Source organism: Bacillus cereus group sp. MYBK216-1, from assembly GCF_051916495.1.
In the GTDB taxonomy this organism is placed as follows: domain Bacteria; phylum Bacillota; class Bacilli; order Bacillales; family Bacillaceae_G; genus Bacillus_A; species Bacillus_A thuringiensis_K.
Map to the genome: position 1 here is coordinate 781,587 of NZ_JBQAGT010000002.1, position 13,042 is coordinate 794,628.

The window sequence follows — 13,042 nt, forward strand, 5'->3', positions numbered from 1 at the left end:
AAATATAACAAAAAAGACACCTTATAAAAGGTGTCTTAAACACTGTAGGGAATAGGATTTACCCTAACTATTTATATTATGATACAGAAACAACCTCTTCTGTATCTTCTACATCTAAATGACAGTCCATAGTACGAACATCTTGATCTTCATGACTTCCGAAATAAATAGTAATTTTCATATGTATCGCTCCTTTATTCTAGGAATACCTAAAATAATTACTAGTAATGTTAATATTTATTATATACCACTTTTTTCATTCCGACAACGTTATATCATTTTTAATTATTTTAAACTATAGAGCACAATTTAAAGAGGTACTTTTTATAGAAAAAGGTAAATTTCTAATATGTTATATTTAATATAGAAGAATTCGAGTATTACTTTTTATGAAAAGGAGAACTATTGATGAATTATAAACAACTACTAATAGATAACTTTGCATATAAAACTTCATATGTTGCGCAATTTGTGACCGGAACGAGTATAAAAGAAACGAAAGATTATATTGCTGTTGATTGCGGATTACCTGCCGATACATTTAATATCATCACTCTACTAAACAATAATTTAACGGTAGGGATAGAGAAATTATATAAGGAGGTAGACTACTATAATCAAAAGAAATTTCCAATGAGTGTTTGGTTATGGGATGAGGAGCAAGAGCGGGATATAAAAAGCGAGTTAATTAAAATCGGTTTAAAAGAAGCGGAGCAAAATATCGCGATGGTAGCAGATTTAAAAACAATTTCTCCAACAATAAACATGCCAGTAAGTTTTACAATTCAACAAGCATCATCACCTGGACTAATAAAAAAATTTGGAAAAACGTTAGCTAATCTATTTGGCACATCAGAGGAAGGTATACATGTACAAGCATTCTATAATCAAATTTCTACTCTTGATTTATGGAACAGTGAGAATATGAAACTATTTTTAGGATTTTATGAAGGCGAAGTCGTAACTGTTGGTTCATTGATATGTTCAAAAGATAGTATTGGTATTTATGACATAGCAACGAAAGAAGAAATGAGAGGACGAGGATTCGGATCTATTATGTTCAATTTCCTTCTGCAAGAAGCACAAAAATTTAAAAATACGTATTGTGTATTACAAGCTTCACCCGATGGAATCAATATTTATAAAAAATCGGGATTTCAAGCTATCGGCAAAATGACTGTATTCGAAAATCGACATTTAATTAAGTAAATCATTCAAGTTAAATCGTCTTTATATAGGAGCTTATAAATCGTTATGAAAAAGATATATCTCGTTACAATAATTTGTGCCTTTATAGTAATAAGTATCTTTGTTTTTCAGAAAACAAATGAACATAAGTATACTAAGGCTATTAACCAATCAAATCATATAAAAAATATCGCACATAGAGGCGCTTCTGCGTATGCACCTGAACATACAATAGCAGCATATCAATTAGGACAACAAATGAATGGAGATTATATAGAAATTGATCTCCAAATGACAAAAGATGGACATTTAGTGGCTATGCATGATGAAACATTAAACCGTACAACGAATGGTACTGGGCTGGTGAAAGAGCATACATTAGAAGAAATAAAGCAACTAAATGCTGGCTCTTTTTTCAATGGAAAATATCCGAACTTAGCAAAGAAAGAATTTGAAAATGTTAAAGTCCCAACATTAACAGAAATTCTTGAAACGTTTGGGCATAACGCAAACTATTATATCGAAACAAAATCACCTGATGAATATCCAGGAATGGAAGGAAAATTATTAGAAATTATTAATCACTACGAAATACATGATAAAGTTATTATTCAATCGTTTAGTGAAGAAAGTCTACAAAAGATTCATAGCTTAAATAGTAATATATCCATAGTACAATTATTACCTTATAAAAAAGTAGTTCAATTAACAAAATTAGAGATAGAAAAGTATAAAATGTACTGCATAGGTCTTGGTATGAATTACAAATATATTGATTCAGATTATGTAAAGAAAATAAAGAAAAGCGGATTAGAAGTTCATCCATTTACAGTAGATAATGAAAATGATATGAAAAAGTTGCTTGCATGGGGAGTCGATGGAATGTTTACTAATTATCCAGATCATTTACATTCAATATTGGATTTGAAAAATCATGAATAAGTAGTGTTATTCATAAAGGGAAAATTTACACAACCTGTATACTAGGATTATCAATGCAAGAAGGCAGGTAGCATATAAAAAGAAAATACCAAAAACCGCAACTGGAAGACTTAGGTTGTGGTTTTTTTATTGCTTCCATTTCAGTTTACAAAGTTTGAAGCTAGAAGTGAAAACCTTTTCAGATGAATTGGCTTCTTATGTATTTGTACTTCGTGTCGTTCTAGGTATATGTACAACCCATGAGATGAATTTTGCATAGGATAATAGAAAAGGAGATGTTGCATATTGAAATACCACAATAGAAATGTAAGTAATCTGAATAAATTAGCGGATAATACGAAAGCTGCAGCTTTTAAGTGGTATCAGTACTGCATTAACAATGGTATTGAAGTGTTAATTTATGAAACAATCCGTACGGTCGAGCAACAACGTGAATATGTTCGTAAAGGAGCATCACAAACGATGCGCTCATATCACTTAGTAGGACAGGCATTAGATTTTGTTCCAATTCAGTCGAATGGTACAGAAGATTGGAATGGCTATAATAAAGAACCGTGGGCATCAGCAATTCGTTATGCTAAACAAATTGGCTTTGAATGGGGCGGTGACTGGAAAGGATTCGTGGATAGCCCGCATTTGCAATATAACTACAAAGGATATGGAACGGATACTTTTGGGAAAGGTGCTCAAAACGTAGTGACTTCTCCTCCATCGAATGATAGTGTAGGGGTTGCGTATATTAACGGTAGTAATGTAAATTTACGAAAAGGACCTGGTACTGGATACGGCGTTATTCGTCAATTAGGGAAAGGAGAGTCCTACAAAGTATTTGGAAAATCAAATGGCTGGTTAAATTTAGGTGGCGATCAGTGGATTTATAACGATCCATCATATATTCGTTATACGGGAGGGAATGTACCAACATCTTCACAATCATCAAACGATGGTGTAGGTGTAGTTACTATAATCGCTGATGTATTGCGTGTTCGTACCGGCCCAGGAACAAATTACGGCATTGTGAAAAACGTGTATCAAGGTGAAAAATATCAATCGTTTGGATATAAAGATGGTTGGTATAATGTTGGTGGAAATCAATGGGTTTCTGGTGAATATGTTACGTTTATAAAGTAAATATAAGAGCCGTCCTGTTGGGCGGCATTTTATTTTAAATATTCATAGGGCGAGCACTCATAATATCATTCGTGATACATAGAGTATAATTTTTCATTCTAATAATCAGAAAGTAATCAAAATGTAATTAATTTCAACTACGCTTTTTATATTTTTTTGATACACTGGCTACGAGGGGAATACCAATTAAGGTGGGTAAAAACCAAAACCATATTGGCGGAAGTAAATTTATAATAGGAATATGGATGCCGACATTTACTAAAAGTGCGGTGACTGCACCTATATAAGAACCTAACATACCTCTGATGTGGTGATGGAGCCAATTTTTCCAACGTTTTTTTCGTGCAAGGTATCCATAAATCGCAAATGAATAAGAGAAGATTGCTACATAAAATAAATATGCGACTTTATCCCAGTTGATAATGGATAATATTATTGCCGTAAGGGTAATGACAACATAGGATGCATGATATATTTCGCCCCATTCGGTATGTTTTCCTTTCTTCTTTTGGGCAACCATCGCTACAATACCAGTGATTAAGCATATTGTTCCAAATAGGATGTGTATGGTTAAAAGAATGTTAAAAATGCTCATAATAATTCCTCCTTTTTTATTTTTATAGTATTACAGTATAGGAGAAAAGTTGAAAAATATAGTTAGTTCGGCTTAATATATTGAAATAAAGGTACTCCTAGAACAAAATCCAATGATTGAAATGTTTTCTTAAATTTAGTGAGATGATTATTACGTTAAGTGAAGGAGAGACTTCTATGTTTACATCTATTACATATTTACAATCGGGCAATGACAAGCAACAAAAAATATATGATGTTTTGAATAACCTAAACATCATGGAGGATTTAGCTTTATATAATCCCGTTCTTTGTGGGACAATCCCGATAAGAATTGATACTCCTCAATCTGACTTAGATATTGTAATGGAAGTATATAACTTTGATGTTTTTGAGCAGGAAATGAGATCTTTATATGGTTCTTATGGAGGGTTCAACATTAAAAAGAAAAAAATTAAAGGTACTGAATCGATAAAGGTGAATTTTGAATTCGAAGGTTTTGAATTTGAATTATTTGCTCAACCTAAGCCAGTGCGTAATCAAAATGCATATAGACATATGATAGTGGAGCACATGTTATTAATGCAGCATCCCCATATAAGGGAAGAAGTTATTCGCTTAAAGGAACAAGGTTTAAAAACAGAACCTGCATTTGCTCAAGTATTAAATATTGACGGAGATCCTTATGAAAAACTTATTTTATTAGGGCAGGAAATGAAATTGTGGTAAATAAGATACGTAAAAAAATCCTCCAAAAACAAAAGAGGATTTTTTTATGCCGTTAACTTTCGAATTAATTCACTGAGCAATTTAACCCCGTAAGTCATTTGTTCTGGAGAAGCATATCCATATGATAAACGAATGTACTGATCTGATTCTTCTTCATAAATACGTCCCGGGTTTAAAAGAATTCCTTTTGATAGTGCCTCTGAAAATAGTTTTTTCATCGGAATGTTATGCACAACCTTTAGCCATATAAAAAATCCACCACTAGGAATATCCCACGATGCAACATCTGCACAATACTTATTTAAAGCTCGTATCATTATTTGTCTTCGTTCTTTCAGGTGAATTCTTACGTTTGCTACATGGTCTTCATAAAAACCTTCATTTATCCATTCAGCAGCTACTCTTTGAGATAAAGAGCTGGATCCATAGTCTGTTTGCATTTTTATATCTGACAATCTATCAATAACAGGTTCTGGTCCGATTATCCATCCAATTCTAAGTCCTGGGGTAAGTGTTTTAGAGAGACTACCAATATATAATACATGTCCATGTTTATCCATTGACTTTAAAGGAGCTGGTGGTGATTTATCAAGCCATAACTCTCGGTAAATATCATCCTCGATGATAGGCAATTGCTCTTTTTCACATATTTTTAATATTTCTTTTCTTCGCTCTTTGGACATCAATATCCCCGTTGGATTTTGAAAACAAGGGATTGAATATAAAATATTATTTTTTTGACTATACTTAATTCGTTTTAATAAGTCGTTAGGTAAAATACCTTGATTATCCATTGATATACCGGATAAATTTATATTTGCTGATTGAAAAACATGAAGTGAATATAAGTAAGAAGGTTGTTCAAGTAAAACAGTTGATTTTCTATGTAAAAGACCAATTGATATTAATTGTAATGCTTGGAGTGCACCAGAGACTATTAATATAGAACCCGGTGATGCATGTATTCCAAATGATTTTACATATTTGCTTATTGCTTCACGTAACGGATAAAAACCTTTTTGTTCTTCGTATCCAAAATAATCTAATTCCTCACTGACGTTTTTTATTATAGATTGCATAGTTTCAAGCGGGAAAAGATGAGGTGCAAGTTCACCTTTACTAAGATGAATAAGCGTTTTATTTGCTTCCGCTTCATTTATTTCTCGCACCATTAACTTACTTGGTTTATGAATACCGGCCTTTACATATTCACTCCAATCGGGCGGGGGATTAGTTGCTAATAATGACCATGTATTATTTGTTACAATTGTTCCTGCTCCGATTTGTCCTTGAATTAAACCATCTGCCATAAGTTCATCTAGCGCAGTTATTACAGTACTTCGATTTACATGAAATAATTTTGCTAACTGCCGCTGACTAGGGATTTTACTTCCAATTGGCCATTCTCCGTTTTCAATTTTTTCTTTTATATAGTCTATTATCTGCCAATATTTAGGCACTTTTTTATCGGTTGTCATATAAAAAACTCCCTCGTTTATTTAAAAGATTCAAAGTGGTTGGTTTTTCCGATAAATAACTGGTTGAAGACATTGTATCAACTATTAAATATGATGAAAAGAAATAATTGGTAATTTAAAAATGGTTGGTTTTTTAGGGAAGGAGAGAAAACATGCATAATAAAAAATGGGATTTACGCATTATATGTGCTCACGCTTTTACAATTCTTATATGGGGAACTGCTTTTCCAGCAATTCGTATGGGGCTTGAATCTTATACGCCTGAACACCTTACTTTACTACGTTTATTAATCGCCTCATTTATACTTTTGTTATTTTCATTTATATACAAACTACGACTACCGGATTTAAAGGATATCCCAGCATTTTTTATATTTGGTGCTTTAGGGTTTACTATTTATCACATCGCATTAAACTACGGCGAAAAAACAGTAAATGCTGGATCTGCAAGTTTAATTATTTCAGTCACTCCAATAGTGACGGCAATTCTTGCTTCTGTTTTTTTGAATGAAAAAATGAAATTAAATGGCTGGATCGGTGGTGTAATGAGTTTTGCAGGAATTGTCTTAATTTCACTTAGCCAAGGCGACGCTATTCAATTAAATAGCGGGGGATTATTTATATTATTAGCGGCGATTTCAGAAAGTCTATTTTTCGTTTTCCAAACATCTTACTTAAAAAAATATGGCTTCTTACCATTTACCATATATACAATTTTGTCTAGTACTGTATGTATGCTTATTTTCTTACCCGGAGTTTATCAAGAAATACTAGCAGCCCCTCTTGAAGTTAACTTGAGCGTTATATATTTAGGTGTCTTTCCAACAGTACTCCCGTATATTACATTGGCCTATATTATATCTCGTACTGGTGCTTCTGAAGCAACAAGTTCTCTATATTTAACGCCAATAACTGCGTGTTTCATTGCTTGGATATGGTTAGGAGAAGTGCCAACTTTAGTTTCAATAATTGGCGGAGGAATTACTATACTTGGAATTGTGATTGCTCATATACCAGTATTAAGAAAAGAAAAACATAGGAATTTAGCAAATAATCAATCCGTATAATGTAATTCAATAATGATTTTATAATACTTTTTTATATAGTTTCTTTCTTATGTTGATAAATATAATATTTTGTATTTCAGTTAAATATTGTATGTTACATTTTATGTAGTAAGCATTTTAAAAGGAGATGACAACATAATGAATGGAAAAAGAAAAATTTTCACATGTATTTCTATTATAGGAATCGGACTAGCTAGTTTTTCTAATTCTAGTTTCGCAGCAAATGTAACGGACAATTCAGTACAAAATTTTATTCCCATAGTTAATCAACAAGTAGCTGCTGCAAAGGAAATGAAACCATTTCCCCAGCAAGTTAATTATGCAGGCGTTATAAAACCGAATCATATTACACAAGAAAGCTTAAATGCTTCTGTAAGAAGCTACTACGATAATTGGAAAAAGAAATATTTGAAAAATGATTTATCTTCTTTACCTGGTGGTTATTATGTAAAAGGAGAGATTACAGGTGATGCGGATGGATTTAAGCCACTTGGAACTTCAGAAGGTCAAGGGTATGGGATGATAATTACAGTATTAATGGCTGGTTATGATTCGAATGCTCAAAAAATCTATGACGGTTTATTTAAAACAGCAAGAACTTTTAAAAGTTCTCAAAATCCTAATTTAATGGGATGGGTTGTCGCAGATAGTAAAAAAGCACAAGGTCATTTTGATTCTGCTACTGATGGGGATTTAGATATTGCGTATTCTCTTCTTCTTGCTCATAAGCAGTGGGGATCTAATGGAACAGTTAATTATTTGAAAGAAGCACAAGACATGATTACAAAAGGTATTAAAGCTAGTAATGTTACAAATAATAACCGACTAAATTTAGGAGATTGGGATTCTAAAAGTTCACTTGATACGAGACCATCTGATTGGATGATGTCACACCTTAGAGCATTTTATGAATTTACAGGTGATAAAACTTGGCTTACTGTTATTAATAATTTGTACGATGTTTATACGCAATTTAGTAATAAGTACTCTCCAAATACAGGACTTATTTCAGATTTCGTTGTAAAAAACCCACCACAACCCGCACCTAAAGACTTCTTAGATGAGTCAGAATATACAAATGCATATTATTACAATGCTAGTCGGGTACCATTGAGAATTGTAATGGACTATGCGATGTACGGCGAGAAAAGAAGTAAAGTCATTTCTGATAAAGTTTCTTCGTGGATTCAAAATAAAACGAATGGAAATCCTTCTAAAATTGTGGATGGTTATCAATTAAATGGATCTAATATTGGTAGTTATTCAACTGCTGTATTTGTTTCACCGTTTATTGCTGCAAGTATAACGAGTAGCAATAATCAAAAGTGGGTAAATAGTGGATGGGATTGGATGAAGAATAAGAGAGAAAGCTATTTTAGTGATAGTTACAATCTATTAACTATGCTTTTTATTACGGGAAATTGGTGGAAGCCTGTACCCGATGATAAAAAAACACAAAATCTAATAAATGATGAAATCTATGAAGGATACGATAAATAATCAAATTTGAGAATATTTACCTAAGAAAAGGAATTAGCATACGCTAGTTCCTTTTTATATCTTGTAAAACATTATCCATTTTAAGCTTTGCATATGTATACTTGCTTTTTTCATATAAATAGCTATTGATGACTCAATTTTTTTATGAGGGGAGAGTATTTCTTGGAAAAAGTATTATTTTTCGGAGACCCAGGTATTGATGACTCATTTGCCATTATGTATGGTTTACTGCATCCCGAAATTGAAATTGTCGGTATTGTAACTGGATACGGAAATGTTGAGCATATACATGCTGCACATAATGCAGCGTATATTTTACAGTTAGCAAATAGACAAGGCATTCCTGTCATTAGTGGTACAACAAAACCACTTACAGAAGAAATTACTACGTACTACCCTGAAATTCACGGAGCAGAAGGATTAGGTACTATCCATGTTCCAGAAAGCGTATTATCTATTCCAATATACAATTTTGGCAGTATTGCTGCGATTCTTATAAAGTACGGAAAAGATTTAACGATTGTTGCTGTAGGAAGATTTACCTCGTTAGCAATTGCTTTTAATTTATGGAATGATTTAATGCTAAATGTAAAAGCAATATATTTCATGGGTGGTGTTTTTTTAGAAGTAGGAAACGTTACGCCGTTAGCAGAGGCAAATGTGTATGGAGATCCTATAGCAAGTAAAATTGTTTTCCATCAAGCAAAGAATTTATTAATATTCCCTTTAAATGTAACAAACAAAGCTGTGTTAACACCAAATGTATTTAGCTATATTCAAGCTAATACAAAGAATCCATTTCATATGATAATGAAACCAATGTATGATTACTATTTATCTGCATACCAAAAACTTAATCCATCTATCGAAGGACCTTTGCTACATGATGTGGTTGCAATAAGTGGATTAGTAAATCCAAGTTTTTTTGAATTTGTGCATCGTACAGTAAATGTAGATACATACGGAGATACGAAAGGACAAACATTTGCTGATTTCCGCCCTAGCTCTATATCTGAAGGGGCCCATATAGCATTAGAAATAGATGAACAAAAATTCATTCAAGATTTTATAAAAATCATGTTATAAGTTGTTGTCGAAAAAGGGAATTATTTCAATGCGTTGAATATAAAAATACATCCCTCTAGATAAAGGAGCTTACAATATTGAATGTCCAGTTAAAGGTTGTTACGAGAGAAAATTGGAAAGAAGCATTAAAGCTACAAGTTAAAGAAAATCAGTTGAAATTTGTTCCATCCGTAGCAGTTTCGCTTGCTAAAGTATATATAAAACCAGATGGTGACAATGTAGAGTACATACCATTCGCTATATACGATGGTGACCTTATGGTTGGTTTTGTAATACATGCAGTTGTAAGAGAGACATCGGATATGTATTGGATTAACGGATTTATTATTGATCAATCGCAGCAAGGTAATGGTTATGGAAAAGCAGCCTTACAAGAAAGTATTAATATAATAAAAAATACGTTTAAGGCGTGTAAAGAAATTAGATTAACCGTACATAAAGATAATATCTCTGCAAAGAAACTATATGAACGATACAGTTTCAAATCATTAGAACAGGAGTATGATGGCGAGCAAGTATATCGTTTATTCGTTTAACTATTAGGAAGTAAAGGCGTGAAATGAAATATGCAATTTACTGAAGTGAAAATTGAAGTGTTCATTCCTGAAGAATATATTGAAACATTAAGGGATGAATTAAATAAAATTGGAGCATGTAAAACGGGCGAATATGACCATTGTTTTTCCTATAGTTCAGTGAAAGGATATTGGAGACCTTTAGACGAGGCATCTCCTTTTAATGGAGAAATTGGTCGAATATGCGAAGGGCAAGAATGTAAAGTTGAAATAAAGTGTAAACGAGAACTTGTAAAAGATGCTCTTGAAGTTATTAATGATATTCATCCGTATGAAACACCTATGATTTATATTATACCAATACTAAATGACTATTTTGAGCAACTATACATTGAATAATTAGGAGGAATATCAATTGAAAAGTAAATTTCATCATATTGTACGAGCAGTCATGATAAAAGATGAAAAATTATTAGTTGCTGAATATATTGGCCATCATTATTTTTTACCTGGTGGCCATGTTGAGATTGGAGAATCAGCAGAGAATGCATTAATAAGAGAGTTAAGAGAAGAACTTGGAGTAAACTGTAGTATACAACAATTTTTAGGAGTCATAGAAAATCAATGGCAAGATAAAGAAGTGCTTCATCATGAAATTAACCACATTTTTGAAGTAGAGTCACAAGATTTACATACGGACTTACCACCGAAATCTAGCGAGTCTCATTTAGCATTTCACTGGATAGATTATAATAAAGAATCCTTAAATGATTATGAAATCATGCCAATGCCTTTAGTGAAGGAATTACTTGAAAGAAAGTTAAGTGATGAACTACTAAATTGTTGGATTAGTAATTTTTAAATCACTTTATTTATAGTAAATACGTCCATCGAATGAATATAAAGAAAATAGGCTCAAAAACAAGGTACATCACCTAGTGTAAGTTCATATTTTGTTGATGTACGTATTTAGTCTATAGCCTTGTTTCAATCTTGTTTACAAAAATATATAAACTTTAACGTTTGGGCGGAATTTAAATTTATAAATGGAGGGGTTCGTAATGAATCAATTTCAACATGAACTACAAACATTAAACCTTAATGATTATCAAACTGGTAATGTTGTGTATTGGGATCAACAACAAAGTCAATATCCATACTATTACATTCAAGACGATGCACGTCGTTGCGGAGGATGCGGAGGTTGTGGTGGACGCTGTGGCGGTTGTGGCGGCGGTAGATGTGGTGGCTGTGGTGGACGTTGCGTAGGTTGCGCTGGTTGTTTTGGTTGCTTTAATTGCTGGAACTGGTGGATTATTTAAATATATTACATCATTAATATTTTATATGAAAGAAAGGTGTAAACATTGTTTATACTTTTCTTTCATGCTGTAATTTTCGAACGTATTAAGGGGGATTTATTTGTATACATACGATAAGTTGATTTCTTGGGTAGAAAATATTAAAGAAAAAAATCATAGTTCTGCTACAGCACTTTGTATTATAAAAAATAATAAAATCGTACTAGAGCATTATAGTGGTTACCACTCAAATATCTCTACAAGTAAAAAAGTAACCGCGTCATCACAATTCAACGTTGCTTCTGCGAGAAAAAGTTATTTAGGTTTAATGGTAGCATACGCACTTTACGAGGGGAAAATAAACTCTATTGATGATGAAGCGACAAAGTATTTTAAAGACTTTGATTCTGCATTGCTTGGTAAAACAACGATAAGACATTTAGTAACACATTCGCACGGATTAGAAGAAACGAATGACGGGACAATCATGGGCATATAGAGATATTAATGTAAGAATGATGACACGTCTTATTTACCAGCTATATAACAAAAGTGTTCCTGAATTGTTAAAGGAGCGTGTGTTTAAACCTGCTAATTTTCAAGAAACAGGTTGGAGAGTTCAGCGAGATGAAAATTTAGTTGACGTTGTTAATAATCCAAATGAAGACGCAATTAGTGAAATTGGTACAGTAGATGACGGTACTGAAAAAAATCTGTTTGTCTCAGCTAGAGAATTTGCTTATTGGGGTAATCTTCATTTAAATCAAGGTGTGATAAACGGTAAACAAATTGTTCCAAAAGAAGTTATAAAAATCGCTACGAGTTTGCAGAGTCCAACATTTATAAACAAAGAGCTACCACAAAATGGGGTGTTTTGGTTCGTCCAAAATGAACCTGCACAATTAAGTGAGCTTGGTGAACGTATTCCAAAAGGGTCGTATCAAATATTAGGGATTACTGGACCGACTATTTTAGTAATACCTGAATATAATGTAGTTGTTGCAAAAATGTATAACAAAAGATATAACTACGGCGGTGATAATTACTTATATTATTTACGTGAATTTAGCAATTTAGTCACTGATACATTTAGTAGCGGTAATAGGGCATAATTAATCCTATAACAAAAAGGAGTGATTGAAAGTGAAAGATAAAGTGAGCAAAAATAAAAAACAAAATATAAAAGATGTAAATACAGAGCAAAATGCAATTTACAGCGATCCTAAAGATGCAGCAAATATGCAAACTGTACCGCAGCCGAAGGATTTTGATGAAATCGAATATTAATTTTTCATCCGACTATATGATGAATGAAAAATACGTCTTAAGTCCCATCACATATAATAAATTATTTGATAACATATATACATAAGCATTTGAAAATGTCTTATCTTAACAAAGCTTTCTTTAGAAACATTCGATATAACCTGCAAAAAGGCACTTCTTTATGAAGTGTCTTTTTGTGTATATGAACTTAATTACCATTTTCCGTACAGTATCTTACAATTTATGATGGATATACTAACTGTGAA

Annotated in this window: 14 protein-coding genes and 1 pseudogene; 13 read left to right on the forward strand and 2 right to left on the reverse strand. The window is 32.4% G+C overall.

Annotated features, from left to right (window positions below):
* Positions 1 to 408 precede the first annotated feature (408 nt).
* The 3 genes from ACTFRH_RS09465 to ACTFRH_RS09475 all read left to right on the forward strand — a co-directional run bounded on the left by ACTFRH_RS09465 (position 409) and on the right by ACTFRH_RS09475 (position 3,261).
* Positions 409 to 1,209, forward strand: coding sequence for a GNAT family N-acetyltransferase (locus ACTFRH_RS09465; protein ID WP_001107070.1), 801 nt, complete (start codon positions 409 to 411; stop codon positions 1,207 to 1,209).
* Between the two features lie 45 nt (positions 1,210 to 1,254).
* Positions 1,255 to 2,130 (forward strand): glycerophosphodiester phosphodiesterase, encoded by an 876-nt coding sequence (locus ACTFRH_RS09470; RefSeq protein ID WP_000725662.1) that lies wholly within the window; start codon positions 1,255 to 1,257, stop codon positions 2,128 to 2,130.
* Between the two features lie 285 nt (positions 2,131 to 2,415).
* Positions 2,416 to 3,261, forward strand: a complete 846-nt coding sequence (locus ACTFRH_RS09475; protein WP_000873745.1) for an SH3 domain-containing protein — start codon at positions 2,416 to 2,418, stop codon at positions 3,259 to 3,261.
* 133 nt (positions 3,262 to 3,394) lie between these two features.
* Here the strand turns inward: ACTFRH_RS09475 and ACTFRH_RS09480 are convergent, their stop codons facing one another.
* A complete protein-coding gene (locus ACTFRH_RS09480; RefSeq protein WP_000021746.1) occupies positions 3,395 to 3,856 on the reverse strand; it encodes a DUF2306 domain-containing protein in 462 nt (153 codons plus the stop codon).
* A 176-nt stretch (positions 3,857 to 4,032) separates the two neighbouring features.
* Between ACTFRH_RS09480 and ACTFRH_RS09485 the strand changes: the two genes are divergently transcribed.
* Entirely contained in the window at positions 4,033 to 4,563 is a 531-nt protein-coding gene (locus ACTFRH_RS09485) for a DUF4269 domain-containing protein (RefSeq protein WP_000495166.1), read from the forward strand.
* 44 nt (positions 4,564 to 4,607) lie between these two features.
* Here the strand turns inward: ACTFRH_RS09485 and norG are convergent, their stop codons facing one another.
* Complete coding sequence (norG, locus tag ACTFRH_RS09490) at positions 4,608 to 6,041, reverse strand: efflux pump transcription regulator NorG (protein WP_000205604.1); 1,434 nt, start codon at positions 6,039 to 6,041, stop codon at positions 4,608 to 4,610.
* Positions 6,042 to 6,193: 152 nt separating this feature from the next.
* On the opposite strand from norG, the gene ACTFRH_RS09495 reads away from it, so the two are divergent.
* The 9 genes and pseudogenes from ACTFRH_RS09495 to ACTFRH_RS09535 all read left to right on the forward strand — a co-directional run bounded on the left by ACTFRH_RS09495 (position 6,194) and on the right by ACTFRH_RS09535 (position 12,797).
* On the forward strand, positions 6,194 to 7,108 hold the full coding sequence (locus tag ACTFRH_RS09495; RefSeq protein ID WP_000551614.1) for a DMT family transporter: 915 nt from the start codon (positions 6,194 to 6,196) through the stop codon (positions 7,106 to 7,108).
* Between the two features lie 138 nt (positions 7,109 to 7,246).
* The gene (locus tag ACTFRH_RS09500; protein WP_001013584.1) at positions 7,247 to 8,608 is read left to right on the forward strand and encodes a glycosyl hydrolase family 8; all 1,362 of its coding nucleotides are present in this window, start codon (positions 7,247 to 7,249) and stop codon (positions 8,606 to 8,608) included.
* Between the two features lie 162 nt (positions 8,609 to 8,770).
* On the forward strand, positions 8,771 to 9,694 hold the full coding sequence (locus ACTFRH_RS09505) for a nucleoside hydrolase (protein WP_000416794.1): 924 nt from the start codon (positions 8,771 to 8,773) through the stop codon (positions 9,692 to 9,694).
* A gap of 77 nt (positions 9,695 to 9,771) precedes the next feature.
* Positions 9,772 to 10,230, forward strand: coding sequence for a GNAT family N-acetyltransferase (locus ACTFRH_RS09510; RefSeq protein WP_001102696.1), 459 nt, complete (start codon positions 9,772 to 9,774; stop codon positions 10,228 to 10,230).
* Between the two features lie 30 nt (positions 10,231 to 10,260).
* Entirely contained in the window at positions 10,261 to 10,608 is a 348-nt protein-coding gene (gene cutA, locus ACTFRH_RS09515) for a divalent cation tolerance protein CutA (RefSeq protein WP_001160786.1), read from the forward strand.
* A 16-nt stretch (positions 10,609 to 10,624) separates the two neighbouring features.
* On the forward strand, positions 10,625 to 11,071 hold the full coding sequence (locus tag ACTFRH_RS09520; RefSeq protein WP_000836825.1) for an NUDIX domain-containing protein: 447 nt from the start codon (positions 10,625 to 10,627) through the stop codon (positions 11,069 to 11,071).
* Between the two features lie 199 nt (positions 11,072 to 11,270).
* Entirely contained in the window at positions 11,271 to 11,531 is a 261-nt protein-coding gene (locus ACTFRH_RS09525; protein ID WP_001071342.1) for a heterocycloanthracin/sonorensin family bacteriocin, read from the forward strand.
* 100 nt (positions 11,532 to 11,631) lie between these two features.
* Positions 11,632 to 12,622 (forward strand): annotated as a pseudogene (locus tag ACTFRH_RS09530) (serine hydrolase domain-containing protein).
* A gap of 31 nt (positions 12,623 to 12,653) precedes the next feature.
* Positions 12,654 to 12,797, forward strand: a complete 144-nt coding sequence (locus ACTFRH_RS09535; RefSeq protein WP_000653685.1) for a hypothetical protein — start codon at positions 12,654 to 12,656, stop codon at positions 12,795 to 12,797.
* Positions 12,798 to 13,042: the final 245 nt, after the last annotated feature.